26 protein-coding genes and 1 tRNA gene are annotated in these 25318 nt (G+C 61.2%); 13 read left to right on the forward strand and 14 right to left on the reverse strand.

Translation table 11 applies throughout. The features are described from left to right. Nucleotides 1–4: 4 nt before the first annotated feature. Both CHEJ32_RS0116435 and CHEJ32_RS0116440 read right to left on the reverse strand, forming a co-directional pair. Entirely contained in the window at nt 5–1072 is a 1068-nt protein-coding gene (locus tag CHEJ32_RS0116435) for a nitronate monooxygenase family protein (RefSeq protein WP_028034763.1), read from the reverse strand. A 1-nt stretch (nt 1073) separates the two neighbouring features. Next, a complete protein-coding gene (locus tag CHEJ32_RS0116440; RefSeq protein ID WP_028034764.1) occupies nt 1074–1835 on the reverse strand; it encodes a class I SAM-dependent methyltransferase in 762 nt (253 codons plus the stop codon). A 102-nt stretch (nt 1836–1937) separates the two neighbouring features. On the opposite strand from CHEJ32_RS0116440, the gene gloB reads away from it, so the two are divergent. After that, nucleotides 1938–2705, forward strand: coding sequence for a hydroxyacylglutathione hydrolase (gene gloB / locus CHEJ32_RS0116445; RefSeq protein WP_028034765.1), 768 nt, complete (start codon nt 1938–1940; stop codon nt 2703–2705). Nucleotides 2706–2708: 3 nt separating this feature from the next. Here the strand turns inward: gloB and CHEJ32_RS0116450 are convergent, their stop codons facing one another. Together CHEJ32_RS0116450 and CHEJ32_RS0116455 are read right to left on the reverse strand one after the other, a co-directional pair. Next, nucleotides 2709–3599 (reverse strand): DMT family transporter, encoded by an 891-nt coding sequence (locus CHEJ32_RS0116450; protein ID WP_028034766.1) that lies wholly within the window; start codon nt 3597–3599, stop codon nt 2709–2711. A 105-nt stretch (nt 3600–3704) separates the two neighbouring features. Beyond that, nucleotides 3705–4463, reverse strand: coding sequence for a DUF3108 domain-containing protein (locus CHEJ32_RS0116455; RefSeq protein ID WP_028034767.1), 759 nt, complete (start codon nt 4461–4463; stop codon nt 3705–3707). 220 nt (nt 4464–4683) lie between these two features. Between CHEJ32_RS0116455 and rpmB the strand changes: the two genes are divergently transcribed. Both rpmB and CHEJ32_RS0116465 read left to right on the forward strand, forming a co-directional pair. Continuing rightward, a complete protein-coding gene (gene rpmB / locus CHEJ32_RS0116460) occupies nt 4684–4980 on the forward strand; it encodes a 50S ribosomal protein L28 (RefSeq protein ID WP_028034768.1) in 297 nt (98 codons plus the stop codon). A 50-nt stretch (nt 4981–5030) separates the two neighbouring features. Continuing rightward, the gene (locus CHEJ32_RS0116465) at nt 5031–5657 is read left to right on the forward strand and encodes a VUT family protein (RefSeq protein WP_028034769.1); all 627 of its coding nucleotides are present in this window, start codon (nt 5031–5033) and stop codon (nt 5655–5657) included. Between the two features lie 6 nt (nt 5658–5663). Here CHEJ32_RS0116465 and CHEJ32_RS0116470 read toward each other — a convergent pair whose 3' ends face one another. From CHEJ32_RS0116470 to CHEJ32_RS0116490, 5 genes are all read right to left on the reverse strand, one after another. Beyond that, the gene (locus CHEJ32_RS0116470) at nt 5664–6683 is read right to left on the reverse strand and encodes an esterase-like activity of phytase family protein (protein WP_028034770.1); all 1020 of its coding nucleotides are present in this window, start codon (nt 6681–6683) and stop codon (nt 5664–5666) included. Beyond that, nucleotides 6673–8565, reverse strand: a complete 1893-nt coding sequence (gene cobT, locus CHEJ32_RS0116475; protein WP_028034771.1) for a cobaltochelatase subunit CobT — start codon at nt 8563–8565, stop codon at nt 6673–6675. Before cobT ends, CHEJ32_RS0116470 begins: the two co-directional genes overlap by 11 nt. 18 nt (nt 8566–8583) lie before the next feature. Then, nucleotides 8584–8931, reverse strand: a complete 348-nt coding sequence (locus CHEJ32_RS0116480) for a GFA family protein (RefSeq protein ID WP_028034772.1) — start codon at nt 8929–8931, stop codon at nt 8584–8586. 8 nt (nt 8932–8939) lie between these two features. After that, nucleotides 8940–9926, reverse strand: coding sequence for a cobaltochelatase subunit CobS (gene cobS, locus CHEJ32_RS0116485; protein WP_028034773.1), 987 nt, complete (start codon nt 9924–9926; stop codon nt 8940–8942). Nucleotides 9927–9999: 73 nt separating this feature from the next. Continuing rightward, nucleotides 10000–10620: a J domain-containing protein gene (locus CHEJ32_RS0116490; RefSeq protein ID WP_028034774.1), complete on the reverse strand. Its 621-nt coding sequence runs from the start codon at nt 10618–10620 to the stop codon at nt 10000–10002. Between the two features lie 221 nt (nt 10621–10841). Here CHEJ32_RS0116490 and CHEJ32_RS0116495 point away from each other — a divergent pair, with 221 nt between their 5' ends. After that, nucleotides 10842–11144 carry a BolA family transcriptional regulator gene (locus CHEJ32_RS0116495; RefSeq protein WP_028034775.1) on the forward strand — a complete coding sequence of 101 codons (303 nt, stop codon included), beginning with the start codon at nt 10842–10844 and terminating at the stop codon, nt 11142–11144. Between the two features lie 37 nt (nt 11145–11181). On the opposite strand, the gene CHEJ32_RS25095 is transcribed toward CHEJ32_RS0116495, so the two are convergent. Genes CHEJ32_RS25095 through CHEJ32_RS0116510 form a run of 3 tightly spaced genes read right to left on the reverse strand, consistent with a single transcriptional unit; the run spans nt 11182 to nt 14185 of the window. Beyond that, nucleotides 11182–12474, reverse strand: a complete 1293-nt coding sequence (locus tag CHEJ32_RS25095; RefSeq protein ID WP_034658629.1) for an HlyC/CorC family transporter — start codon at nt 12472–12474, stop codon at nt 11182–11184. Next, complete coding sequence (aroB, locus tag CHEJ32_RS0116505; RefSeq protein ID WP_028034776.1) at nt 12471–13601, reverse strand: 3-dehydroquinate synthase; 1131 nt, start codon at nt 13599–13601, stop codon at nt 12471–12473. Before aroB ends, CHEJ32_RS25095 begins: the two co-directional genes overlap by 4 nt. After that, entirely contained in the window at nt 13580–14185 is a 606-nt protein-coding gene (locus tag CHEJ32_RS0116510) for a shikimate kinase (protein WP_028034777.1), read from the reverse strand. The genes aroB and CHEJ32_RS0116510 overlap by 22 nt, the downstream gene beginning before the upstream one ends. Nucleotides 14186–14300: 115 nt before the next feature. Here CHEJ32_RS0116510 and CHEJ32_RS27455 point away from each other — a divergent pair, with 115 nt between their 5' ends. The 6 genes from CHEJ32_RS27455 to CHEJ32_RS0116540 all read left to right on the forward strand — a co-directional run bounded on the left by CHEJ32_RS27455 (nt 14301) and on the right by CHEJ32_RS0116540 (nt 19629). Beyond that, nucleotides 14301–14447 (forward strand): hypothetical protein, encoded by a 147-nt coding sequence (locus tag CHEJ32_RS27455; RefSeq protein WP_028034778.1) that lies wholly within the window; start codon nt 14301–14303, stop codon nt 14445–14447. Nucleotides 14448–14519: 72 nt separating this feature from the next. Beyond that, nucleotides 14520–15446 (forward strand): site-specific tyrosine recombinase XerD, encoded by a 927-nt coding sequence (locus tag CHEJ32_RS0116520; protein WP_028034779.1) that lies wholly within the window; start codon nt 14520–14522, stop codon nt 15444–15446. A gap of 93 nt (nt 15447–15539) precedes the next feature. After that, the gene (locus tag CHEJ32_RS0116525) at nt 15540–16490 is read left to right on the forward strand and encodes an acetyl-CoA carboxylase carboxyltransferase subunit alpha (protein WP_028034780.1); all 951 of its coding nucleotides are present in this window, start codon (nt 15540–15542) and stop codon (nt 16488–16490) included. 217 nt (nt 16491–16707) lie between these two features. After that, nucleotides 16708–18003, forward strand: a complete 1296-nt coding sequence (locus CHEJ32_RS0116530) for a murein L,D-transpeptidase family protein (RefSeq protein ID WP_028034781.1) — start codon at nt 16708–16710, stop codon at nt 18001–18003. Next, nucleotides 18000–18278, forward strand: coding sequence for a sulfurtransferase TusA family protein (locus CHEJ32_RS25100; RefSeq protein ID WP_034658630.1), 279 nt, complete (start codon nt 18000–18002; stop codon nt 18276–18278). The genes CHEJ32_RS0116530 and CHEJ32_RS25100 overlap by 4 nt, the downstream gene beginning before the upstream one ends. A gap of 130 nt (nt 18279–18408) precedes the next feature. Next, nucleotides 18409–19629, forward strand: a complete 1221-nt coding sequence (locus tag CHEJ32_RS0116540) for an MFS transporter (RefSeq protein WP_051469713.1) — start codon at nt 18409–18411, stop codon at nt 19627–19629. Here CHEJ32_RS0116540 and CHEJ32_RS0116545 read toward each other — a convergent pair. Together CHEJ32_RS0116545 and CHEJ32_RS25105 are read right to left on the reverse strand one after the other, a co-directional pair. Continuing rightward, nucleotides 19619–20653 (reverse strand): GTP-binding protein, encoded by a 1035-nt coding sequence (locus CHEJ32_RS0116545; protein WP_156936724.1) that lies wholly within the window; start codon nt 20651–20653, stop codon nt 19619–19621. The two genes, CHEJ32_RS0116540 and CHEJ32_RS0116545, sit on opposite strands and share 11 nt — an antisense overlap. Nucleotides 20654–20659: 6 nt before the next feature. Continuing rightward, nucleotides 20660–21763: a D-alanyl-D-alanine carboxypeptidase family protein gene (locus tag CHEJ32_RS25105; RefSeq protein ID WP_034658643.1), complete on the reverse strand. Its 1104-nt coding sequence runs from the start codon at nt 21761–21763 to the stop codon at nt 20660–20662. Between the two features lie 183 nt (nt 21764–21946). Between CHEJ32_RS25105 and CHEJ32_RS0116555 the strand changes: the two genes are divergently transcribed. The 3 genes from CHEJ32_RS0116555 to CHEJ32_RS0116565 all read left to right on the forward strand — a co-directional run bounded on the left by CHEJ32_RS0116555 (nt 21947) and on the right by CHEJ32_RS0116565 (nt 25314). Then, nucleotides 21947–23110 carry a M20 aminoacylase family protein gene (locus CHEJ32_RS0116555; RefSeq protein ID WP_028034784.1) on the forward strand — a complete coding sequence of 388 codons (1164 nt, stop codon included), beginning with the start codon at nt 21947–21949 and terminating at the stop codon, nt 23108–23110. A 106-nt stretch (nt 23111–23216) separates the two neighbouring features. Continuing rightward, nucleotides 23217–23293 (forward strand) — tRNA-Arg (locus CHEJ32_RS0116560). Between the two features lie 419 nt (nt 23294–23712). After that, nucleotides 23713–25314, forward strand: a complete 1602-nt coding sequence (locus CHEJ32_RS0116565; RefSeq protein WP_028034785.1) for a glucan biosynthesis protein — start codon at nt 23713–23715, stop codon at nt 25312–25314. Nucleotides 25315–25318 lie beyond the last annotated feature (4 nt).

Consider the following 25318-nt stretch of genomic DNA (forward strand, 5'->3'; position numbering starts at 1 on the left):
AGGCTCACGCGGTTAGAAGTTTCTCGGCGTCTTCCGAAAGCTTTCGCGTAAGCTCCGCCGCAGGCATGGGCCGCGCCAAAGGTGCTGCCTGACCGGCCCAGAGCGGCGAGAAATCGCCCGAGCCCGCGCTTTCCGCCGCCTTTCGCAGTGGCGCAATCGCGGCCGTGGCAAGCGGAAAGGCGGGAGCTTCGGCGCTGATCGGTCCCACTTCGCGGATAATGCGGTTGATCAGGCCGCGCGCGGGACGCCCTGTGAAGACATTGGTGAGCACGGTGCGGTCATCGCGCGCCCGCGCAAGCGCTTCGCGGTGAAGAGGGCCGGTCAAAGCCTCGGGCGATTGAAGATAAGCGGTGCCGACCTGGACCGCCGATGCGCCCAACATGAAGGCAGCGGCCATGCCGCGCCCGTCCGAGATGCCTCCTGCGGCGATAACCGGCACCGAGACGGCGTCGACCACCTGGGGCACCAGCGCCATCGTGCCGGGCTGTGTCGAAATATCCTCCTCAAGGAAAATGCCCCGATGTCCACCGGCTTCGGCGCCCTGGGCGATGATGGCATCGCAGCCGCGTTCCTCGAGCCATCGAGCCTCGGCGACCGTCGTAGCGGAAGCGATGATCTTGGCTTCCGTCTTGCGGACGCGCTCGAGCAGCTGTTCTTTCGGCAGGCCGAAGTGGAAGCTCACGATTTCCGGGCGATATTCCTCGACGATCATGCACGCTTCTTCGTTGAAAGGATTTCGGCCGGCGCCTGCCGGTGCGGCATCCGGGTCGAGGCCGTATTCAGAATAGTAGGCGGCCAACCGTCCACGCCAATCGGCTTCGCGCCCGGAGTCCGGCTCCGGTGGCGTATGACAGAAGAAATTGAGGTTAATCGGCTTGCTCACCCGCTGGCGGATAATGCCGAGTTCCGTGCGGACTTGCTCTGGAGAAAGCATCGCGCAGGGAAGTGCGCCGAGCCCGCCCGCCTGGGCGACGGCGATCGCAAGCTCAGAGCCGCCGGAGCCCGCCATGGGCGCCAGCAGCACCGGTCGTTCGATGCCGAACAGGTCGAGGATCCGTCGGTCCCGCCACATCTCACTCTCCCTTTTTCTCCATATGGATCGCAGCTCCGCGGGTCGCCCCCTGCGGGCTCAATACGGGAACGAGCACACGCCGCTTGCGGCGCGCTTTTGCCGGAATGCCCTGATAAAGCCGTTTCTCGGCCTCGACCACGAGGACTCCAGCGAAAAGGGGCCAGAACCGTTTGCCGGCACGCTCCAGCACTTGGTGAAGCCGCATCACCCAGCGGCGCCGCGCGGGCGGGAAATGCAGCGTATCCGCCCACGCGCCGGGCGTGAAATTGGCCTCGCGAAGAAGCTCCACCAACTGCGTCCGGGAGTAGGGGCGGCCGGTTCCGAAGGGCGTATGCTCGAAGCGCGCCCAGACCCCTCGCCGGTTCGGCACCACGATGACGATACGCCCGCCCGGCGCCAGCACGCGCCAAAGCTCCATCAGCATCTGCCGTGGATTTTCCGCATGCTCCAATGCATGGACCACCAGCACCCGATCGATCGCGGCGTCAGCGAGCGGCAGTTCCTCTTCGAAGACCAACGCCGTCGTGGAAGGCCGCCCGGTTGGCCACCGGATGGCCCCCTGGCGCGCGGGCATGAAAGCAAATACGCGTTCCGCGTCGGCACCGAAGCGCTCGAGCCAGGGCACGGCATAGCCAAGGCCCACAAGACGCTCGTCCGGCAGCTTGCACCAGATCGATGAAAGGGCCATGGCAATAGACCTCTCGGCCAGCTTTCCGAGCAGGCTTGCGTAGAATGCCCTGAGGTCGACGATGTCGGTGTTCATACGAAGAGGGTAAGCGTCCAGGGCGCCCGCTTCAAGAAAGTCTTTCGGCGGTGACAAAGGCCGGCCGAGACCCTATGTGTCTGACTGGATACGGAGATAGTGATGACGCTCGAAATCGAACAGTTCATGTGCCACAGCGACAATTTCGGCATCCTTGCGCGCGATTCGGAAACGGGTGTCACCGCCCTGATTGACGCGCCGCAGGAGCGCCCGATTCTGGAGGCGATCGAACGTACGGGCTGGACACCCTCATTGCTGCTCATCACGCATCATCATGCCGACCATGTCGAAGCCAATCTAGCGCTCAAGGAGCGTTTCGGCCTTACGATTGTCGGTCCCGCCAAGGAGGCGGACAAGATTCCGGGTATTGACCGGCAGGTGAATGAGGGGGACATCGTGCGCGTCGGTAACCAGGAAGCGCGCGTGATCGAGACGCCGGGGCACACGGCTGGCCATGTCAGCTACTTTTTCCCCAAAGCAGGCGTCGCCTTCACGGCCGACACGCTGTTTGCTCTCGGTTGTGGCCGGTTGTTCGAATGCAAGCCGCCGGTCATGTACGAATCGCTCAAGAAACTGACGGAGCTGCCGCTCGAGACCGTCATCTATTGCGGGCACGAATATACCGAGTCCAACGCCCGCTTCGCGCTCTCGGTCGATCCCACCAACTCTGCACTCAAGGAGCGGGCAAAGAAGATCGAAGCGCTGCGGCGCGAGGACAGGCCGACCCTGCCGACCACCTTGCGTGAAGAGATGGCGACAAACCCGTTCCTTCGTTGGCACGATCCGGTCATTCGCCGCAATCTCGGCATGGAGAACGCCCCCGATGTGGAAGTCTTCGCCGAGATCCGCAAACGGAAGGATATCTTCTAGCCGTCAGACCGCGGCATCTTCCGCCAGCTCCTTTTGGCGGAAAATCATGCTTTTGGCTGCAAGCGCGGCGCCGCCGGTGATGAGAAGGCAAGCCGCAAGCGTCGCCGCGGTCGGCTCGGCCCGGCCCGCAGCGATCAGGACCAGCGTGGACAGGAGAGGGGCTGCATAGCTGGCGGCTCCCAACACCTGGATGTTACCGTGCTTCACGCCATAATCCCAGGCGTAGAACGCAGCTCCCACCGGCAGGAGGCCGAGGCCGAGCACCGCCAGCCACTCGCCCATGTTCACCGGCCAGATCGTCTCTTCCAGCGCCATGTGGCAGAGTGCGGAGAGGAGAGCGGTGGCAGCACAGAACCAGGTGACCGTGCTTGTTGGCACTGCCTGAAAGCGGCGTGAAAGAAGCGAATAACCGGACCAGAAAAGGGCACTTGCACCGGCTGCGGCGTACCCAAGGGAATAGCGGCTGTCGAAGCTGAAGCCACCATCCTTGCCGATGATCAGCAAAGTGCCAGCCAAGCCCAGACAGGCGCCGGCGACATGATGCCAGCCGAGGCGCTCGCCTGGCACAAGAGCCGAGCCGAGCACGATCAGAAGCGGCCAGAGATAGCCGATGAGGCTGGCTTCCACGGTGGGCGCATTGCGAAGCGCCGTGAAGTAGAGGAAGTGATAGCCGAAGAGGCCGCCGATACCGATGAGCCACACCACGGGTGGCACTCTCTCGCTCTTGCGGAAGGCCGGCGAGGCAGCTTGGGCGGCCAGCCCCACCCCCGTTCCGATGGCAAAGGTGATGGCGGAAAGCTGGAAGGGCGGGACGCTGCCGGATGCCGCCGTCATCAGCGCCAACAGCGCCCACATGGCAATCGCCGAAAAGCCGATCAAAGTCGCGCGCGCCATTTATTCCGAACCCTGCTCCAGTTGCGTCGATCTTGTTGACCGGCGCTGTTGACCTGTGAAGCTCAGGTCCGGATGTTCACCGCCGAGCCTGATCAAGAACTGTCGTCACATCTGACGCGCTCTGATGTGCACCGTTCCGATCTTCGTGGCAATGGTGGCTTCGACCGGCGAATAGAGTTCCCTACCGGCTACAGGGGCAAATCCCACAAGCATGCGTCCGCGATCGCGCAAAAAGGTGATCGAGGAATGGTTTCTCCGATATCCGGACACCGGTACGAACCGCGCCCGGCACGTTACGGCGGCACCACGAAAGTGCTCCCACTCATTTGCGGGCTGAAGCACGATATCGGCGCGGATCTCGCCGTCATAGACACGAATCCTGCGGTTGCAGACGGCGTCATTGCCGGAAACGGGCAAAAGCAAAGCGGAAATGGGATCGGCCACCCCAGAGAGATGATTGCGAGCGAGCGGGACCCAGTCGTCTCCACGTTTTTTCAGAGGTGGGTCGTTCCTGGTTTCGGCGACCCTGCCTCCCTGGAAGCGGATCGTCGTAATCTGGCGCTTGTCGCCTTCGGTGTATTCCAGCGCGTAAAGGCTGGGACGTGTGGAATTCCTTGCAAACCGGCCATTCACTTTCACCGTTCCGTCGGTGCGCTCGAAGATGCGCGCGATGCCAGCGCTGGCGAAGCTTCCGGCTATGGCAAAGCCTTCGCCTTCGAACCGGCTTTCGAAAGTGGCGCGTCCCACGGGGAAGCCGAAAAGAGAGACATCATAGCGCGTATGATAGGCTTCCGCGCCGGCCATCGGCGCCGACGCAAGGAAAAAAACCGCAGCGACAAAAACGCGGTGGCGGAGATTGATCATGGCTTGCTTCCGGCGTTGTCCTCTCCGTCCTTCCCACAGGCAAACCGTCTTTTACGGCGTTTGTATGGAGCGGTTTTCGGGCCGCTGGTGCCGCAAAGCTTGACCGCAGCCGGTTTTGCCTCTATTGAACCCGCGATTTCCCACGAGGCCGCTTAAGGAACCGCGCGCCGCAATCTGGTGCGGCAACTGGTCATGGGCCCGAAAGATAAAGGATAAACAGATGTCCCGCGCTTGCGAACTGACTGGCAAGGCCGTGATCAGCGGCAACAATGTGAGCCACGCCAACAACAAGACCCGTCGTCGCTTTCTGCCCAATCTTTGCGACGTCACGCTGATGTCGGAGGCACTCGGCCAGAGCTATCGTCTGCGCGTTTCGGCCAATGCGCTTCGCTCGGTGGAGCATCGCGGCGGTCTCGACGCCTTCCTGCTGAAGGCCAAGTCGAACGAGCTCTCGCAGCGTGCGCGCCTCCTGAAGAAGCAGATCGTCAAGAAGATCGCCGAGCAGGCCACGGCCTGATCCTTCGGGCGGGCGTTTGCCCGACTGGTTCCATCACCCAGGCTAAAAAAATGAACCGCGCATTCCAAGTTTGGCCATTCGTGGTCGCCATGGCGTCTACCGTCGTGGCGTCCAATATCCTCGTTCAGTTTCCGTTTAACCATTTTGGGCTGGGCGAAATCCTTACCTGGGGAGCGCTCAGCTATCCCGTCGCATTCCTGATCACGGATCTGACCAATCGGCGGTTTGGTCCGGCGGTTGCCCGCCGCGTGGTTCTGGTGGGCTTCATCTTTGCCGTGGCACTCTCCGTGTGGCTGGCCACGCCGCGCATCGCCATCGCCTCGGGAACCGCATTCCTCGCCGCTCAGCTTCTCGACATCACTGTGTTCGATCGCCTGCGGAGACAGGCTTGGTGGCAGCCACCCTTGTTTTCGACGGTCGTGAGTTCGGCGCTCGATACATTGCTCTTCTTCTCCATCGCCTTCGCGACAGTCTTTGCCTTTTTCGATACGGCTGTCGGGCTTCACGATGGATCGCTTGCGTTCCCGGTGCCGCTCCTCGGTTTTGGCTCCGAGGTGCCACTTTGGGTGTCGCTTGCCGTGGGCGACTTCTGCGTGAAGCTCCTCATGGGCTTTGCCATGCTGGGCCCCTATGGAGCGATGCTTTCGTTTCTCAGGCCCGCTGAAGCGGTGCGCTAGGGAAGGCTACCGTTCCAGCAGCCGGAATTCCAGGTAGAGATTGCGCTGCAGGAAGGAGCGGTTGTCGTCCGACATGAGCGAGACCATGGTCGCGCCATCGGAGCGCTGCCAGACGTCCAGCGCTTCCATATTGTCGATCTGATAGCCCATATCCGCCTCAAGCAGGACAGGCCCGTCGGCAATGCCGCCCGGGCGGATCGTCTCGGCCGGGATACGGCGGAGCCGCATAGCGACGCCGGCCGATAGCGAAAAGCTCCGCTCAAGCAGGAGGAGGTCACCATCGGGCAGGAAGGCGCCATCCGTGATGTCGAACTCGTCCCGGCGAGCAATGGTGAAGGCGCCTTTCCGTGGCCCGTCGAGAACGGCGGCGAAGACGTTTCCATTCTTGTCGATGCTTCGTTCTGTGATGGCGACCAGAGCTCCCGCAAGGACGCTTTCCTGCGGCGCGAAGGCCACCGTTTCGAAGCTTCTATTCATCCGGAGTTCGTGCCGGGGGATAAGGAAGTCCAGATCGGCAACAGGGCTTCCCATCTTGCCGGGTTCCAAGCGGAACTCGGAAATGCGGTGTTCCCGCTCGAAGCCGACGAGGACCCTGTTTCCGCGCAGGGCAATCGCTTCGGCATCTGTCGTCCATTTTTCTCCCGCGTTGCCGGCGGCGTCGAGTATCGGGCTCATCGTGAAGTCCTCGATGGCGCTCGGCCGGCCGCTCTCGTCGCGAAGAATTTTGCCGAAGAACCAGAAGCCCGTATCGGTGACACCGATGAAACTCTCTCCCGGCGAACGGAAACGAAAGGAAGAGATGCCGCCGAAGTCGCGGCTGCGGGAGATCATCTCCAGTCCGCCGACGAATTCCAGAGCACCGAAATCTTTCTCGCGGGAGCCTATGCGAAAGCTGTCGATGACGCGCGCGGAAACCGAAACGCTTTCAGCAGAAGCATTTTCGGTTATTGCCGGTGACGGAAAGAAAATGCCCGCAGCGAGAAGAAAAATACCGAAAAACAGGCCGTGAACCCGGTCAGCCCGCACGACGCAGGCGTCCGGCTGCTCGGCCGCGCCGCAAGCTTTCCTCCTCGAAAAGGGAGGCGAGCTGCTCCGTCATGGCGCCGGCCAGTTCCTCGGCATCCACAATGGTGACGGCACGGCGATAATAGCGCGTCACGTCGTGGCCGATGCCGATGGCGAGCAGCTCCACCGGAGAGCGCGTCTCGATCAGCTCGATGATCCCGCGCAGATGCCGTTCCAGATAGTTTCCGGGATTTACAGAAAGCGTCGAATCGTCAACCGGTGCGCCATCCGAAATCATCATCAGGATCTTGCGCTGCTCCGGTCGCGCAATCAGGCGCTGATGCGCCCAAAGCAGCGCCTCGCCGTCGATATTTTCCTTGAGTAGGCCTTCGCGCATCATCAGGCCGAGATTGCGGCGTGCGCGCCGCCACGGCGCATCCGCGGACTTGTAGACGATGTGACGAAGATCGTTGAGCCGGCCGGGATTGGCGGGCTTGCCTTCCTTGAGCCACTTCTCGCGTGCCTGGCCACCCTTCCACGCCCGCGTGGTGAACCCCAGGATTTCGACGCGAACGCCACAGCGCTCCAGCGTACGGGCGAGAATGTCTGCACAAGTCGCGGCCACTGAAATGGGGCGCCCGCGCATCGAGCCGGAATTGTCGATCAGCAGCGTCACCACCGTATCGCGGAAATTGGTGTCGTGCTCCTGCTTGAAGGAGAGAGGCTGCATGGGATCGATGATGAGGCGCGGAAGGCGGGCGGTGTCGAGAACCCCTTCCTCCAGATCGAACTCCCAGGAACGGTTTTGCTGCGCCATCAGGCGCCGCTGCAAGCGGTTTGCGAGCCGGCCGACCACGCCCTGCAGATTGGCGAGCTGCTTGTCGAGGAAAGCGCGCAGGCGGTCCAGCTCTTCCTCGTCGCAAAGGTCCTCTGCGCCGACCACCTCATCGAATTCGGTGGTGAACACGCGATAGTCGATCGCATGGGCTGCTTGGTCGAACGGGTTCTCGGGCCGTCGTGCCTCGCCGGGCGTTTCGGCGTCGATATCCTCCTGCTCGACGGCATCCTCGGCAGCCGTGGCAGCAGCTTCGCTTTCGCCGGCTTCGTTCTCGTCGCTGGATGCATCGGCTTCTTCGGCTTGGCTGCGCTCGCCTTCCGACTGATCCTCGCCGCCCTCCTCGGAGGAGTCCTCGCCTTGCGGCTGGTCGTCGTCTTCCTCGCTATCGTCGGTCTGCTGGTCTTCGGCAAGATCCTCGCCCATGTCCATGGCGCCGAGAAGATCGCGAACGGCGCGGGCGAAGGCATCCTGATCGTTGATGCGGGGGAGCAACGTGTCGAGGTCGGTGCCGGCCTTTTCCTCGATCCAGTCACGCCAAAGGGAAACGATTTTCTCGCCGCTCTTGGGAGCAGGCCGTCCGGTCAGCTTCTCGCGTACCATCAGGGCAACGGCTTCTTCCAGCGGAGCGTCGGCGCGGTTGTTGATGTCGGCCAGATTGGCGCGCGCGTATTTGTCCTCCAGCATGGCCGCCAAGTTCTCGGACACGCCTGCCATGGACCGGGCGCCGATGGCCTCGACCCGGGCCTGCTCCACCGCATCGAATATGGCGCGCGCCTGCGTGCCCTGCGGCGCCAGTCGGCTGTGAACGCGCGCGTCATGGCAGGCATGGCGCAGCGCCATCGAGTCTCCGAGGCCGCGGGTAACGCGAAGAGCGTCCGCCGTCGGCTTCTTGGGCAAATCAGGCAGCCGGACCCGGCTTCCCGTCAGCGCCGGTTTGTCCTTGGAAAAGACAACCTCGATCTCACCATCGCCAGCGATAGCGCGCACACAGCCGGTAAGCGCTCGCTTGAAGGGATTGAGCGGGCTCTCGGCGGGCTGTCCTGGCTTGCGGTTGGAGGGATTCACGAGAAAAACTTTCTGGCTCTAGCGAGAGCGGCCGTCGAATTGTGTGGGTTGCAGACTGTCCAGATCGACGCCTTCGAGGCATCGGATATTGACGGCAACCATCTTCGTGCCGTCCGGCATCTCACCGCGTGAGAAGGACTCCATGCCGCAGACCGAGCAGAAGAGATGCTGGATCTTCTCTGTGTTGAAGCGGTACTCGGTCAGCTTCTCCTCGCCCTGCTCCAGCTCGAATTTCTCCGCTGGCGTGAATGCAAGGATACTGCCGCTGCGCGAGCAGTAGGAACAATTGCAGGTGATCGGATGCGAAAGGTCCACGTCGACCTTGAAACGCACCTCGCCGCAATGGCAGCTTCCCTGATAGGCCATTTTCCCTCCTAGCTCAGCACGACATTCGCCGCCGACTCCGGCAGTTCCTCGCCGAAGGCGCGCTGGTAGAACTCGGCCACCATGGCGCGCTCCAGCTCGTCGCACTTGTTGAGGAAGGTTAGCCGGAAAGCAAAGCCAACATCTCCAAAGATTTCGGCGTTCTCCGCCCACATGATCACGGTACGGGGGCTCATGACGGTCGAAAGATCGCCATTCATGAAGGCAGAGCGCGTCATGTCGGCCACACGCACCATGCGGCCGACGATCTCGCGGCCTTTCTCGTTCTGGTAGTGCTTGGCCTTGGCCTGCACGATCGAGACTTCTTCGTCATGCGGCAGGTAGTTGAGCGTGGTGACGATGGACCAGCGGTCCATCTGCGCCTGGTTGATCTGCTGCGTGCCGTGATAGAGGCCCGTCGTGTCGCCCAGACCCACCGTGTTGGCCGTCGCGAAGAGACGGAAGGCGGGGTGCGGCCTGATGACGCGGCTCTGATCGAGCAGCGTCAAGCGGCCGGAGGATTCCAGCACGCGCTGGATCACGAACATGACGTCGGGGCGGCCTGCGTCGTATTCGTCGAACACCAGTGCGATATTGTGCTGATAGGCCCAGGGCAGGATGCCGTCGCGGAACTCGGTAACCTGCATGCCGTCCTTGACCACGATGGCATCCTTGCCGACGAGGTCGATACGGCTCACATGACTGTCCAGATTGATACGAACGCAGGGCCAGTTGAGGCGTGCTGCGACCTGTTCGATGTGGGTGGATTTGCCGGTTCCGTGATAGCCGGAAATCATGACGCGGCGATTGTAGGCAAAGCCTGCAAGGATCGCGAGGGTCGTCTGCTTGTCGAAGAGATAATCCGGGTCGATATCGGGCACATGGGGGTCCGTCTCGGAGTAGGCGGGCACGACCATGTCTGCGTCGAAGCCAAAGGTCTCGCGCACCGAAACCGTGGTGTCGGGCAGGTTGGCGATATCGCGGTCGATCTTGTTCATCATACCTCCAGCGCGCACGGGGAGGACCGCACCGCTTCTCATCGTAATGTTGGCCTCTTAGCAGAGACCGGGGTTAACAGAAACCCGCCTGCTTGAGGAGCCGGTAGGCCTGTAGGACATCGCGCAGGCGTGCCTCAGACCCCCGATCGCCGCCATTCGCATCCGGATGGTGGCGTTTCACCAGCGTTTTATAGCGCGCCTTTATATCCGCGCCAGTCGCATTCGCCGTAAGGCCAAGCGTTTCCAGCGCCTTGGCCTCAAGCGGCTTGAGGCGCCGCTCGGTGGGAGCATGGGGGCGACCTTCCGCGCCGCCAAACAAATTGAACGGGTCGCCGAGGCGGCGGTAATAGGTTGCCTGACCCGAGCGAAACGGAGCGAACTCGGGGGCAGCTTGGCCATTGCCGAGCGATCCCATCTTCCAGGTCGGGCGGTGACCGGTCAGCGCCTCCTTCTGGAAACGCGCGATATCGGTGTCTTTCAGACCCGAGAAGTAATTGTAATTCTTATTGTACTCGCGCACATGCTCGAAGCAGAAGCGGAAATACTCCCCTTCCCGGTGCCGGCCTACCGGGGCACGATGAAGACCGGGCTCCTCGCAGCCATCCCACTGGCAACGGGGCGCGTCCGTCTTGGTTTCCGCCTGGGTATCGGGGCGGATACGAATTTTCTCGAAATATTTCGAGTTCAGTTTCATGCCTGTCCTGAAGCGAGCAAATCAGTAGAGATTATGGCCTTCCGCGGCTGCGAAACAAGAATTGACATTTCGCGGACGTTGGACCTAGCACTCCCCGGCATTGCGGACGGTCTTACAAATCCCATTTGCGGACAAGCGTTTCCACTTGGGCCGAAAATGCGTTAGGCCATGAGTCGGATCATGACGGGGAAGCTTCCCCTATATGGTATCAGGAGGCATTCTTGTCCATCAAAACCGCGATCGAAAACAAGCTTACCGAAGCCTTCTCGCCGGAACGGCTCGATGTCGTTAATGAAAGCCATCTTCATGCCGGCCATCATCATACCGAGCGTGGTCATGAGGAAATATTCGACGGCACGGGCGAGACACATTTTCGCGTGCGCATTGTCGCGGCGGCTTTCTCCGGCCTGAGCCGCATCGAGCGTCACCGGGCGGTGAACCAGGTATTGTCGGAAGAGCTCAAGCGGGGCGTTCACGCGCTTGCTATCGAGCCTGCGGCACCCGGCGAGAAGACGCGGTGGTGATTCTTCGTCGAGCTCAGCGCTGAACGGCCGGCAGCTTCTACTGTTTCGGCGGGGCTGCCTTCTCCTCGACTGCAGGGCGGATCCTTAGGCGGGTGATGCGGTTCTTCTCGCGCTTCATCACGATGAAGCGTTTGCCGAAGAAGGTGAAGGCCTGCTTCTCTTCCGGGATGGTCTGCGTCTCGTGGATCACGAGGCCGGCGATCGTGGTCGCCTCATCATCCGGCAAGTTCCAATCCAGCGCGCGGTTAAGATCCCTGATCGGCACGGAACCGTCCACCACGATGGAGCCGTCCGCTTCCTGCTTCACGCCCTGCATGTCCACATCGTGCTCGTCGGTGATGTCGCCGACGATCTCCTCGATGATGTCTTCGAGCGTTACCAGGCCCTCCACCTCGCCATACTCATCCACAACGATGGCGAAATGAGCCTTGCGACGCAGGAAGGCGTTGAGCTGGTCCTGCAAGGTGGTGGTGTCGGGCACGAACCAGGGCTTGCTTGCCACCTTCATGATGTCGATGCGGTTCGGGTCGTTGTCGACTTCATGCAGCGCGCGCAGAAGATCCTTTGTGTGGACGACGCCCACAATGTTCTCGCTGGTGCCCTTCCAGACCGGGATGCGTGTGTACGGGCTTTTGAGAAGTTCGCTCACCACCGCGCTGGCGGGTTCGTCTGCACTGACCGAACGCATATTGGTGCGATGGATCATGATGTCGGAAACTTCCAGCTCATGCAGATCCAGAAGGCCGCCCATGCGGTCCCGGTCCTGCTTCACCACGCCACCTTCGCGGTGCAGCACCTCGACCGTGCCGCGAAGTTCTTCATGAGCCGTGAGCAATGGCTTGTCGCGTGCGAGGCTGACCCCGAAAATGGAGAGCAGGAGGCGCACGATCGCATTCGCGCCCGAGGAAAGCGGGCCGAAAACCAGCATGACGAAACGCGCAAAGGGGCTTACGAAAAGCGCGAATTGCTCGGGTCTCGCAAGCGCCCAGGACTTCGGCAGGATCTCCGAAAAGATGACGAGAATCACCGTCATGGCGATGGTCGCATAGACCACGCCGGCTTCGCCGAAGAGCGCAAGCAACACGCTCGTGGCAAGCGCCGATGCGAGGATATTCACCAGGTTGTTGCCAATGAGGAGCGCGCCTATCAGGCGGTCCCGCCTGGCGATCAGCTTCTGTACTAGGGCTGCCCGGCTGTCTCCGGCCCGTTCCAACGTGTGGAGGCGTGCGCGGGATACGGCCGTCATCCCCGTCTCCGTTCCCGAAAAGAGGAAGGAAAGGATGATCAGGCACAAGATGATTCCGCCCGTGACGAGAAGCCCGGTCGTCATTGCCGTAGCACGTCCTCAAGGAAGGCCAGGACCTCCGAGCCGGGCACGTCCTTGGCGATGAACGATTGCCCGATGCCTCGGGTGAGGATGAAGGTAAGCGCTCCGCGCGTCACTTTCTTGTCTTGCGCGATAAACGAAAGCAGCGTCGCCGCATCGGCCAGTCCGCCGGGGATCTGGTTCGGCCGGGTTGGCAGCCCCACAGCGCTCAAATGGGCCTCGACGCGGGCGGAATCATCAGGGCTCGCGAGATTCATGCGGGCGGAAAACTTATGCGCCAGAACCATGCCGACCGCGACCGCTTCGCCGTGAACCAGGCGTGCGCCATCATATCCCGTCGCCGCTTCCAGTGCATGGCCGAAGGTGTGGCCGAGATTGAGCAGGGCGCGGTCGCCCGTCTCCCGCTCGTCTTTTTCCACGATCTCTGCCTTGGCCCGGCAACATTCGGCGATCGCTTCGGTTCGCGCGGCGCCCCCAGAAAAGATCTCCTCCCAGTTCGCCTCGAGCCACGCGAAGAAGTCAGGCCGGTTGATCAGGCCATATTTTGCGACTTCGGCATAGCCAGCGCGGAATTCGCGTAGCGGCAACGTGTCGAGAACCTCCGTGTCCGCGAGCACGAGCCGAGGCTGGTAGAAGACGCCGACCAGATTTTTTCCGCGTGGCGTGTTGATCCCGGTCTTACCGCCAACCGAGGAGTCGACCTGCGCCAATAGCGAAGTGGGCACCTGAACGAAGTTCATGCCCCGGCGGACCACGCCGGCGGCAAAGCCGGCAAGATCCCCGACAACGCCGCCTCCCAGGGCGATGACCGCATCGCGCCTTTCGAGCTTTGCCTCGAGAATGGCATCGACCGTTCGCTCCAGCGATTCGAAGCTCTTGCTTCTCTCACCGGGTTTCAGGCGGACAGCCACGCTCTCGATGCCAGCGGCGGCAAGTGCCGCCTGAAAGGTATCCAAATGGACGGCGGCAACATTCTCGTCGGTGACGATAGCCGCCCGGGTACCAGGAAGACGACCGGCAATTTCCGTACCCGCACGGGCGATCAGGCCAGGGCCGATAAGGATATCGTATGCGCGTTCGCCCAGGCCGACGGGGACGGTCACCGCGTTCACTTCGCCGATTTCCTGCATTCTCTGCCCTTTTGAAGAAACGCGACGAGACCTTCGACGACCTCCGAGGCGATCACTTCCTTCGGTTCGTCGCGCGTGCGGATGGTGATGTCGGCCTGTCCATAGATTGGGTAGCGGATATCCATCAAGCCCTGCATGACCGCGCGCGGATCTCCTGAATTGAGCAATGGCCGGTTCTGGCGCTTTGCCACCCTTTGCATGAGCGTGTCGAGATCGGCCTTCAGCCACACGGAAACGGCTTGGCGCGTGACGGCGCGCCGAGTCTGTTCGCTCATGAAAGCGCCGCCGCCGGTGGAAAGCACCCGGGGGCCGTCCCGCAGCAGGCGCGCGATGACCCTCCGCTCCAGCGCGCGAAACTCCGCCTCACCGTAATTGGCGAACAGTTCCGGTATGGTCATCCGGGAGACGGTTTCTATTTCGTGGTCGCTATCGACGAACGGAAGGCCAAGCATCCCGGCCACCTTGCGCCCCACGACGGTCTTGCCGGCACCCATCAGCCCGACAAAGACGATGTTGCGACGCCCGAGCTGCTTCAGCACGGCACTGGTATCGGGCACAAGGGCGGATCTCGTGGACAATGTCATTCCACAGCTTTCGACACGAAATGCAGGACGCGTCAAGCATCTGAAATAACAGATGCGCATGCTTGCATTGCCGGACTCTGCGAGACATAAGCGTCGGGCACCACGAAGGTTGTATATGCCTACCCTTTTTCGGCTTTTGACAACGATCGTCATCCTCATTGCGCTTGCATATGCTGCTATGTATGCGCTGGCGACTTTCGTGACGCCCAGGCAGACCGAGATCGTCGTACCCATCCCGCCGGAACGGCTCGACCCAAGTTAGGACGCTGGGGCCGTTGTTTGGAAATTGTTTGCCTTCTTCGTCTAGGAGTGTTGGCTTGACGGTCGGAAGAAGATGGCAAGCGGCGCGCGGATCGAAGCTTTTCTGGAGATGATGGCGGCCGAGCGGGGCGCGAGCGACAACACGCTTGCCTCCTATCGCCGGGATCTGGAGGACGCGGATGGCTTCCTCTCCGCATCCTGTGGCGGGCTGGCCAAGGCGGGCTCCGCGGATATCCGCAACTATATCGCCGACATGACGGCGCGAGGCTTTGCCGCGACGACCCAGGCACGCAAGCTCTCCTCATTGCGTCAATTCTTCAAATTCCTCTATGCGGAGGGCCTGCGCGGAGATGATCCGACGGGCGTGCTCGACAGCCCCAAGAAGGGGCGGCCGCTGCCCAAGACCTTGAGCGAAGCCGAGATGGCGGCGCTTCTGGAAAGGGCGGCGGAGGAGGCACGCACCGCGCCGGAAGGTACGCCGGAAGCCATGACGTCTCAACGCCTCTCGACCCTGCTCGAAATGCTCTATGCATCGGGGCTGCGCGTTTCGGAACTGGTCAGCCTGCCGCTCCGGGTAGCGCTCAGGGATGAGCGCTTCTTCAACGTGCGGGGGAAGGGCAGCAAGGAGCGCGTCGTTCCGCTTTCCGGCAAGGCCAGGCATGCCGTGGCGCTGTGGATCAAGGAGCGTGCGCGGCATCCTGCCTTTGCCGAAAGTCCATGGCTCTTCCCGGCCGCTTCTGAGAGCGGCTATCTGCCCCGCCAGGTTTTCGCGCGCGAACTCAAGGGGCTTGCCGCGCGGGCGGGCCTGCCGTCAGCGAAAGTTTCCCCGCATGTGCTGCGCCACGCCTTCGCCAGCCACCTTCTGCAGAATGGTGCAGACCTTCGCGCCGTGCAGCAATTGCTGGGACATACCGACATCTCCACCACGCAAATCTATACCCATGTGCTCGAAAAACGCCTTCAAGAACTGGTGCAGAAGCACCATCCGCTTGCCGATTAGCGGCATCGCCGCTATGTGAAACCCACGTTTTTGAGCGGCATGGCGCCGGAAATGCCCAACCGCAGTGTCTCGTGTCCGATATTTGGCGGGTGAATGTACAACTATCTCGATTTCGAAAAGCCGGTCGCCGACCTTGAAGGCAAGATCCTCGAACTGAAGAAGCTCAGCGAAAACGGTGAGGCCGTGGACGTGGGCGAGGAGATCGCTCGCCTGGAGCGGCGCTCGAAGGATGCGCTGCGTGAGATCTATCGCGCGCTGACGCCCTGGCAGAAGGCACAGGTCGCGCGCCACCCGGACCGGCCGCACTGCATGGACTACGTGCGGACACTCTTTACCGACTTTACGCCATTGGCTGGCGATCGGGCCTTCGGTGAGGACGAGGCGGTGGTTGCAGGCTTCGCGCGGTTCCGGGGCGAGTCCATAGCCATCATCGGCCAGGAGAAGGGGAACGACACCCAGAGCCGGCTCAAGCACAATTTCGGGATGGCAAGGCCTGAAGGTTATCGAAAGGCCGTTCGGATCATGGATCTGGCCGACCGCTTCGGCATCCCCGTCGTGAGCCTCGTGGATACGGCCGGCGCATATCCCGGAATCGGCGCGGAAGAACGAGGACAGGCAGAAGCCATTGCGCGTTCAACCTCGAAATGCCTGAGCCTGAAGGTTCCGAACATTTCCGTCATAATCGGCGAGGGGGGCTCGGGAGGCGCTATCGCTATCGCTACGGCCAATCTCGTCTACATGCTTGAGCATTCGATTTACTCCGTGATTTCTCCGGAGGGCGCCGCATCGATCCTGTGGCACGATTCGACCCGCGCCAGAGATGCTGCAACGAACATGAAAATCACGGCGCAGGACCTCCTCCAGCTCAAGATCATCGACGGCATCATTCCCGAACCGATCGGCGGTGCGCACCGCGCGCGTGAGGCGGTAATCGAAGCCACCGGCGAGGTTATCGAGAAAGGCTTCCGCGATCTTGCGGAGAAGGGCGGCGATCACCGGGAACAGCGGCGGGAGAAATTCCTCGCCATCGGCCGCAGCCTTTAGGCTCCATTCTCGGCGTTCCCCGATAGCTCCCGCGGCGGCTCAAGGCGGAAGATAATGTTACCCGCCATAATATTGCCTTTCCAGGTGCTTCAGGATAAGCGCTAATATGCTCGTGTCCGGTAATGATTTGTCAAGCCTAACGGGTATTTAGTAGTGGGGACACTCACCTCCTGCGCCGGGAGAGGGGAAATTGGCGAAAAAAACCCGAGACTTTTGCATGAGAAGCCGTTTCGTTAGCGCTGTGCTTCTGCCGGCCTTCATCCTTGTCGGATGCAGCGGCTCGCTTGAGGATATTGCCCCAAAGGCCGCCGAAAAGAGACTTCCTCAGGAAGTCACGGAAATCATGAAGGTGAAGGGCATGAGCACGAATGCCCCCATCATGATGCGTGTCTTCAAGGAAGAGGGCGTGCTCGAAGTCTGGAAGCAGAAGAAGGACGGGCGCTACGATCTCGTGAAGAGCTACGAAATCTGCAAATGGTCAGGCAAGCTCGGCCCGAAATATATCGAAGGGGATCGTCAGGCGCCGGAAGGTTTCTATACCATCCAGCCTCACCAGATGAATCCGAATTCCAGCTATCACCTGTCTTTTAATATCGGCTTTCCCAACGCCTATGACCGCGCCAACGGGCGTACCGGTCAGCACCTCATGGTGCATGGCGCCTGTTCCTCGGCCGGTTGCTACTCGATGACCGACGAGCAGGTGGAAGAGATTTATGCCTTCGCCCGGGATGCTTTCCGCGGCGGCCAGACGGCCTTCCAGTTCCAGGCGTTCCCCTTCCGCATGACGCCGCAGAACATGGCGCGCTACCGGAATGATCCGAATTACCCGTTCTGGCAGATGCTGAAGGAAGGTTACGACCAGTTCGAGATCACGAAGACGCCGCCGAAGGTCGATGTCTGCGAAAGCCGATACGTCTTCAATAGGATAGCTGCCGAAGGCTACAGCTTCGAGCCGACGCAGGCCTGCCCGCCCTCGACACAGCCCGAAGCCCTGCTGATGGCCTATCAGGCGCACAAGAAGAAGCAGGACCTTGCCATCTCCAAAGCTGCTTGGAGCTGGTCGAAAAAGGAGCCGAAGGCGACAATCGCCGGCCTGGAGGAGGCCAAGCTCGTGGCCGATTGGAGCCGCCGCCGCGCTCGTGGAGAACGGGTGAGCCCGGAACCGCCTTCGCTGAACCCCGTGATGGTCGCGAAGGTCAAACCGCTGCTGCAGTCCTCGCCGGTCACGGCCTATGCCGCTGCCCCCCAGCCGCAGCCCGCCGCCCAAGTCGCAGCCAATCCCGTCCAAGCAGAAGGCGAAGAGCGTGCTCAGGTCGCCGCAGCGCCCAACAGCGCCGGCGAGACGGTGGCCGAATCCCGGGTTCAGGTTGGCGCAACGCCGCTCATCACAGGCAGCACGCCCGTTCCTTCGCCGAACCCGAAGGCGGAAGCCGCGGCTGCCGCTCAGACACAGGAGGCCCCCGATCCGGAAGAGGGCCGTGTGAGCCGGCTCTGGAACATGCTCCGCAAGTGACCACGCCGGAACACGTCGTACAAACCTATGATCTCAGGGGGCTGAACTGCCCCTTGCCGGTGCTGAAGGCACGAAAGCGGCTTGCAGCCATGGGAGTCGGCGAGCGTCTGTGGGTTGAAACGACTGATCCGCTGGCCGTCATCGACATCCCGGCCTTCTGTTCTCAGGAAAACCACCGGCTGATCACGACGGAAAGCATGCCGGGCGGCCACCGGTTTCTAATCGAGTGCGGCGAAGCCAAACCAAAACGTGAGCTTGACCTCAACCAAGCTTGAGGCTTTATCGGAGCAGCTCCTGTCTTAATGGAGCTGCATCGATGTTCATCAACAGACGTCTTTATCCTTTCACCGTCGAGCGCTCGCGGCCCTCCGCATTATGCGGAACTGGTCCTCGGGAGGCGCTCCGATGAGAACGCCGGTGGATGATTTGCCGCCCGCCTTCGCCGCCCGGCCTGCTGCGACGGCGGGACGAAACGCGACCATCCTGTTCCTGAGTGCGCTCACGATAATGGCCGGCGCTACGATTGCGCCGGCGCTGCCTGCCATAGAAGCCAGCTTTAACGGGAGCCCCTCCGCAGCACTTCTTACGCGCTTGATCCTCACCGTTCCCGCGCTTTCCATCGCTCTTTGCGCGCCCTTCGCGGGTGTCTTTGCGGACCGGTACGGCCGCAAGCCGGTCGCCGTCGCGTCGGTTCTTCTCTATGCGGTAGCGGGAAGTTCGGGACTCTATGCGGATTCGCTTCTCACCCTCCTCATCGGCCGGGCGCTGCTCGGTGTCGCGGTCGCGGGCATCATGACTGTGGCGACAGCGCTTGTTGGAGATTATTTCACCGGCAGTGCCCGTGAACGTTTCATGGGCCGGCAGTCGGCATTTGTCGGTGTTGGCGGACTGTTCTTTCTGACCGGCGGAGGATTGCTCGCGGAACTCCACTGGCGAGCGCCTTTCCTCGTCTATATGGTTGCGCTGGCGCTGGTACCCGCGCTCCTGGCTTTCATCCGGGACGAGCAGCCGCGGCCTGCCTCGAGGAACCTGAAGGCCAGCGGACCTGCAGGCCCGCTCATTACTCTGCCCCTTATGGCCATCCTTGGCTCGGCAGTCCTGAACAGCGTCGTGTTCTATCTCATGCCGACGCAATTGCCTTTTCATTTGCAAGCACTGGGTGTTCGCGCTCCTTTTATGGCGGGCATAGCAATGGGCCTGATGACCCTGACTTCCGCAATCACGTCCTTCTATTACGGTGCGATGCGGGCTCGATTGAGCGTTCCGGCCATTTTCGCGCTCGGTTTTGCCCTGCTCGGGACTGGATTTTTCGTGGTGGGCTTCGCAGAGGGCTTCCTGACGGTCTTACCCGGTGCGGTCGTGGTGGGAATCGGTCTTGGCCTGGTAATGCCGAACTTGGCCACCGCCACCATGGCGCTGGCGGACGAGAATAACCGGGGGCGTCTCGCCGGGCTGCTTACGGCAAGCATCTTCCTCGGGCAGTTTATCTCGCCCTTTGCCAGCCAGCCACTGGCGACCGGCGGTGGTTATGCCGTGATGTTCGTAGGGGGTGGGATGGCGCTGCTTCTCGCAGCCTTGCTGGCGCTCGCCGTGGCCGCGTGGCAACGGAGGAGCGCTAGCGCCTGAAACCCGGAATCGACAGCGGGTTTTGCTCCAGAGCGGTGCGGTCGGGGGTATCGACCGCCATCTGGCCGGTGAAGGCGGCGAACAGCCGGCTGATATAGTTTTTGTCGAGATTGCGGCCGATCACGACGAGCCGGGTGCCGCGCTCGTCGTCCGGCCAGCGGGGCAGGAATTCCGGTGCGTGAAGGAGTTGTTTAACACCCTGGATCAGAAGCGGGTGCTCCGGCTGCTCCAAAGTCTCGACCAGCCCCTTTATGCGAAGGATTTGCTCGCTCTGCTGAGAAACCAGAAGATCGAGAAAATTCTCGACCGCCGATCTCGGCAGGGCAGCGCAATGCTGGAGCGTCACACTCTGAAATTCTTCGTGGTGATGATTGTGATGGGCATGCCCGTCCTGTGACGCAACGAGCATTCTCTGCCCGTCGAGCACCGGACGCAGGAGGCTGTCCGTGACCGATGGACATGTGGCGTCCAGCAGCTCTGCGGTCCCGTTCAGGATCGAAAGTCTTTGCAGGAGGGCTTGGCGCTCCTCCCGCGAACCGAGTTCTCCCTTCGAGACGACGATGCGGTCAGCCACGGCTGCCTGCCTGCGTGCCTCTTCGTACTGGTCGAGCGTGGCCGAGCCGTTCACGCCATCGATCACCGTCACAACGCAATCGGTCCGGTAAATTCGCGCTAGAAGAGGGTGGGCGATGACCGACTGCAGCAATGGGACGGGATCCGCCAGACCGGTTGTCTCGATGATGACGCGGTTGAGCGTGGGGCGATTCTCGGGAAGGGAGAGAAGCAGGTCCACGAGGTCGCCGCGGACAGTGCAGCAAAGGCAGCCGCCCGCCAGCTCCACGATACCGCCGGCTTCACTCTGCTCGACCAGAAGATGATCGAGCGATACATCGCCGAATTCGTTGACGATCACCGCCGTGTTGGTGAGGTCGGGAGACTTCAATATGCGGTTCAGCAAGGTCGTCTTGCCGGCTCCGAGAAAACCGGTGACGATTACAAGCGCGATGGGCCTTTGGATAGCCACGGCTGCTCAACCGCCTTGTTCCACTGCGACAGGCGGAGAGTAGGCAGGCCGGGGCGTCGGTATGGGCACATTGGCGTAACGCGGCTTTGCCGGTTCTTCGCCCATTGCTCCACCCAAACCGACGGCGACCACCTGAGGCTCGCGTGTCAAAGGATGGACATGCGGCGACGTCAGGATCAGGCGCCCCTGATCGTCGCGCTCCTTCATCCGTTGGGCCACGGCTTCCTGGGAGCAGATTTCCGGCCTGATGTCGGCGACCGCTTCCGTCGCGGCTCCATAGCGCTTGAGATTTGCTATGTTCGGCCCGCCGAGGCCGGGGGCCTTGAAGCCCCTGGTCAAGAGGTCAGCGGCGATCTCTGCGCGCTGCACCTGTGAGTGGGCGCCAAGCACGATGGCCGCAAGCGTCCGCCGGCCGCGCGTGGCTGTCGCAACGAGATTGAAACCGGACGAACAGATATAGCCCGTCTTCATTCCATCGGCACCGTCGAAGCGGCCGATCAGGAAATTCGTATTCTCCTTGACCGACTTCCCGTTGCGTACGGCTTCGATGGAGAAATAGCCTGCATATTGTGGGAATTCCACGCGCAGGGCATGCACGAGAATGGCAAGGTCGCGTGCGGTGGTGAACTGAGCGGGGCCAGGCAACCCATGGGCGTTGATGAAATGCGTATCCACCATCCCCAGACGCTGTGCTTCCGCGTTCATACGCGCGACAAAAGCGGATTCGGAGCCCGCCACGCTTTCAGCCGTCGCCGTGGCGATGTCGTTGGCCGAGATCACCATGATGATTTTCAGAGCGTTGTCGAGCGTCAGCACGGAGCCGACCGGGTAGCCCATTTTGCTCGGCGGTTCATTTGCGGCGTTCTGAGAAATGCGCACGGGGGAGTTTGGCTGGATTCGGCCCGATTGCAGCTCACGGAAGATGACATAGGCCGTCATCAGCTTTGTCAGTGAGGCAGGATACCAGCGTTGAAAAGCGTTCTCGTGCGCGAGCACACGCCCGCTGCCCACGTCGAGCAAAACATAAGGGCCGGCTAGCGCCGGCAGGCTCAGAAGTGAAAGGCAGAGCGCCGCTAGCAGAGTGACCGGTCTGTTCCGCCAATACCGCATATCATCCGATTCCGTGTTGCCTGCCCACCATCGATATCCATAAGATGCATCGGGAAATTTCCGCTTAACCGGATTTTCCAACGCACCCGTTGCGATAGCCAACGCAATTTGTCGTTATCATGACGGGTCTCCTGCCCATTGTTTCTAAATTCTTGCGGACCGCAAGCATAGGGAAGAATTTTCATGCCGATTGTGAATCGCGTTGCTGAGCTTCACGGAGAGATCACCAACTGGCGCCGCGAGTTGCACCGCAAGCCCGAAATCCTGTTCGACGTGCATGAGACCGCCGCCTTCGTGAGCGAAAAGCTGCGCGAATTCGGCTGTGATGAAATCGTCACGGGCCTCGGTCGCACGGGCGTGGTCGGCATCATCAAGGGCAATCGCGGCGCGGGGACCTGCATAGGATTGCGCGCCGACATGGATGCGCTGCCTCTCCAGGAAGCAGGCGATCGGCCCTATGCCTCCGCCATCCCCGGCCGCATGCATGCCTGCGGGCATGATGGTCATACCGCAATGTTGCTGGGAGCAGCCAAATATCTCGCCGAAACGCGCAATTTCGCGGGCACTGTCGCTCTGATCTTCCAGCCGGCCGAAGAAGGGGGCGGCGGAGGAAACGAGATGGTGAAGGGCGGCCTGATGGAGCGTTTCGGGATCACGCGCGTCTTCGGCATGCACAATCTGCCGGGAATGCCGGTCGGCCAGTTCGGCATCCGTTCCGGCCCGATCATGGCTTCCACGGCGGAGTTCACGATCGATGTGCAGGGTAAGGGCGGGCACGCCGCAATGCCGCACAAGAGCGTCGACCCCGTCGTCACAGCGGCTCAGATCGTCGTGGGGCTTCAGACCATCGCTTCTCGCTCGGCTGATCCTCTCGAATCGCTCGTGGTGTCGGTCACGAAAATTCATGGCGGTGACGCCTACAACATCATTCCCGACAAGGTCCAACTGGCGGGAACGATCCGGACGCTAAAACCGGAGGTGAGCAAACTCGCCGAGGAGCGGCTGCATCAAATCGCTGAGGGCGTTGCGCGCGCCCAGGGGGCAACGGTAACGATCGATTATGATCCCAACTATCCGGTGACCGTGAACAATCCCGCGGAAACCGATTTCGCGTCAGGCGTCGCCGGCGAGGTGGCCGGATCTGCCAACGTGGTCATCGACTTGCCGCCGATGATGGGAGGAGAAGATTTCTCCTATATGCTTCTTGCCCGCCCTGGCGCCTTGATCTTCATCGGCAATGGCGACAGCGCAGGCCTTCACAATCCATCCTACGACTTCAATGACGAGGCCATCCCCTATGGCGTGAGCTATTGGGTGCGGCTTGCGGAAATGGCACTCGCCGCCTGAACTGCGGCAGCGGCAAAATGTCTCGACCCGGGTGCTGCGCGGTCTTTGCGGCATGCGTTTCGGCTTGGCTACGTCGCTTCTACGCGCTATGAGTGCCTGTCCACGGGGTCCCGTAGCTCAGTAGGATAGAGCATCAGATTCCTAATCTGAGGGTCGCAGGTTCGAATCCTGCCGGGATCACCACCGGTTCTGTTGCATTACAATTTCGGTCTGCTTCAAAGTATTGAAAGTCTTGCATTTTAGCTGATCTACCGCTAAGAGCGGGCAGACCTGGCTGTTGCCTGATCGCTCTCTTCCGGGAAGCCGTTCCCCGGAACGGAGTTTCCTAGTCGGCTTTATACGCTCTCATGGTTTCGCGTTGCGTTTTTGTGTCGTCGGCAGTGTTCTGCGGTCGGTTCGCAACCGTGTGCTATCCACCATAGTTGATGGATTTTGATGATCGTTGACCTTGGAAGAAGGTCGTCTCGATCATCATATTCTATGACAGCGCGTCGTTGAATTTTACGCAGCGTTAGCCAAGGTTTTCAGCTTCCTGGGCTGTTCGCCGCAATTCTGACGAAGACATCCGGGCATTCGCAAACTTCACATCGAAGCAGGATTTCATGGACAGACGTTCATTCATTATAGGCGGGGGCGCGGCACTGGCGGGTGTGACCGCATTTCTGAACAGTGTCGCTTTTGCCCAGGATCAGATTCCGGCAACTCCGCCGGCTGCGGCACCGGCTGAAGAGGCCCAGCCTTTCTCGTTCGATCTTCTGACCGCCGCAATGAAGGAAAAGGCGGCCAAGGAGTATCAACCGGTACAGGAAGCCATGCCGGAAATCGTGACCGAGCTGACATATGATCAGCATCGCGGTATCCGATTCCTGCCCGAGGCATCTTTTTTTGCGGGCGAGTCGCCTTTCGAGCTTCAAGCCTTTCACCCGGGCTGGCTGTTCAAACAACCCGTGCATCTTCATCTCGTTGAAAACGGTACCGCCACGAGGATGCACATCACCTCGGACATGTTCGAGTACCGCGCTCCTCTGGTGGATCCCGAGGCATTCAAGGGCATAGAATTCCCGGGTGTTGCGGGCCTTCGTCTGCACTACCCGATAAACACGCCGGACGTTATGGACGAACTCGTTTCCTTTCTCGGGGCGAGCTATTTCCGTGCATTGGGCCGGGGCAGCATCTATGGCATTTCGGCGCGTGGCCTCGCGGTGAACACGGCGACGTCGGACGGGGAAGAATTCCCAATCTTCACCGATTTTTGGATCGAGAAGCCGGGGCGCCGCAACAAATCGATCATCGTGTATGCCGCGCTCGACAGCGCCAGCGTCACGGGGGCTTATGCGTTCCAGATCACGCCCGGGCAGAACACGATCATGGACGTGACCGCCCGGCTATTCATCCGCAAGGACATCCAGCGACTGGGCATTGCGCCTATGACCTCCATGTTCCTTTTCGGAGAGAACAACCGTCATGCCTTCGACGATTTCCGCGGTGAGGTCCATGACAGCGAAGGCTTCAAGATCGTGCGCGCCAACGGCGAGGAGCTGTGGCGGCAGCTGAACAATCCGAAGGAACTTGCCAATTCCTTCTTTGGCGAGACGGGCGTCAAAGGGTTCGGGCTGTTCCAGCGCGATCGGAACTTCGACCATTATCAGGATGCCGAAGCCCATTACGAACGTCGTCCCTCGCTACTTGTGGAGCCACTGAACGACTGGGGGAAGGGTTATCTCAACCTTGTCGAGATCCCCACCGAGCTCGAAGTGAACGACAACATCGTCGCTTTCTGGATGCCGGACGGAGAGGTGAAGGCGGGCCAGGAGCTCGAATATCGCTATCGCCTCACCTGGGGCTCGATCGAGGAGCCGACGGGGCAGCTTGCAAGGGCAGCCGCCCTTCGCACCGGTGTCGGTGGCACGTCAGGCGTCGAGAACCCGGAGGGGTTGCGCAAGTTCGTGGTGGACTTCGAAGGCGACGTGCTGGGGAACCTTTCAGCCGACTCGAACGTTGAAGCGAGCATTTCTGTGACAAGGGCGGAAATCGTGCACAGTGCGGTGTCGCGTGTCGAAGCAAATGGCGCATGGCGATTGGCCATCGACCTTATGCCGGAGGGAGACGCACCCGTCGAAATGAGTGGATATCTGACTTTGGATGGCAAACGGCTGTCCGAAACGTGGGCGTATCAGTGGAGAAGAACCGATGAGCAGCGCTGAGGAA

It is taken from the genome of Chelativorans sp. J32, assembly GCF_000518985.1.
Classification (GTDB): Bacteria; Pseudomonadota; Alphaproteobacteria; order Rhizobiales; family Rhizobiaceae; genus Chelativorans.

Bases quoted from the DNA above. Each gene is read 5' to 3' on its own strand.
- cobS (WP_028034773.1), bottom strand. From the start codon at position 9,926: ATGAACAAGATCGACCGCGATATCGCCAACCTGCCCGACACCACGGTT.
- CHEJ32_RS0116520 (WP_028034779.1), top strand. From the start codon at position 14,520: ATGGCAAGCGGCGCGCGGATCGAAGCTTTTCTGGAGATGATGGCGGCC.
- aroB (WP_028034776.1), bottom strand. From the start codon at position 13,601: ATGCAGGAAATCGGCGAAGTGAACGCGGTGACCGTCCCCGTCGGCCTG.
- CHEJ32_RS0116435 (WP_028034763.1), bottom strand. From the start codon at position 1,072: ATGTGGCGGGACCGACGGATCCTCGACCTGTTCGGCATCGAACGACCG.
- gloB (WP_028034765.1), top strand. From the start codon at position 1,938: ATGACGCTCGAAATCGAACAGTTCATGTGCCACAGCGACAATTTCGGC.
- CHEJ32_RS0116555 (WP_028034784.1), top strand. From the start codon at position 21,947: ATGCCGATTGTGAATCGCGTTGCTGAGCTTCACGGAGAGATCACCAAC.
- CHEJ32_RS25105 (WP_034658643.1), bottom strand. From the start codon at position 21,763: ATGCGGTATTGGCGGAACAGACCGGTCACTCTGCTAGCGGCGCTCTGC.
- CHEJ32_RS0116525 (WP_028034780.1), top strand. From the start codon at position 15,540: ATGTACAACTATCTCGATTTCGAAAAGCCGGTCGCCGACCTTGAAGGC.
- CHEJ32_RS0116455 (WP_028034767.1), bottom strand. From the start codon at position 4,463: ATGATCAATCTCCGCCACCGCGTTTTTGTCGCTGCGGTTTTTTTCCTT.
- CHEJ32_RS0116480 (WP_028034772.1), bottom strand. From the start codon at position 8,931: ATGGCCTATCAGGGAAGCTGCCATTGCGGCGAGGTGCGTTTCAAGGTC.
- CHEJ32_RS0116440 (WP_028034764.1), bottom strand. From the start codon at position 1,835: ATGAACACCGACATCGTCGACCTCAGGGCATTCTACGCAAGCCTGCTC.
- rpmB (WP_028034768.1), top strand. From the start codon at position 4,684: ATGTCCCGCGCTTGCGAACTGACTGGCAAGGCCGTGATCAGCGGCAAC.
- CHEJ32_RS0116490 (WP_028034774.1), bottom strand. From the start codon at position 10,620: ATGAAACTGAACTCGAAATATTTCGAGAAAATTCGTATCCGCCCCGAT.
- CHEJ32_RS0116465 (WP_028034769.1), top strand. From the start codon at position 5,031: ATGAACCGCGCATTCCAAGTTTGGCCATTCGTGGTCGCCATGGCGTCT.
- CHEJ32_RS0116510 (WP_028034777.1), bottom strand. From the start codon at position 14,185: ATGACATTGTCCACGAGATCCGCCCTTGTGCCCGATACCAGTGCCGTG.
- CHEJ32_RS0116540 (WP_051469713.1), top strand. From the start codon at position 18,409: ATGAGAACGCCGGTGGATGATTTGCCGCCCGCCTTCGCCGCCCGGCCT.
- CHEJ32_RS0116450 (WP_028034766.1), bottom strand. From the start codon at position 3,599: ATGGCGCGCGCGACTTTGATCGGCTTTTCGGCGATTGCCATGTGGGCG.
- CHEJ32_RS0116565 (WP_028034785.1), top strand. From the start codon at position 23,713: ATGGACAGACGTTCATTCATTATAGGCGGGGGCGCGGCACTGGCGGGT.
- CHEJ32_RS27455 (WP_028034778.1), top strand. From the start codon at position 14,301: ATGCCTACCCTTTTTCGGCTTTTGACAACGATCGTCATCCTCATTGCG.
- CHEJ32_RS25095 (WP_034658629.1), bottom strand. From the start codon at position 12,474: ATGACGACCGGGCTTCTCGTCACGGGCGGAATCATCTTGTGCCTGATC.
- CHEJ32_RS0116530 (WP_028034781.1), top strand. From the start codon at position 16,708: ATGAGAAGCCGTTTCGTTAGCGCTGTGCTTCTGCCGGCCTTCATCCTT.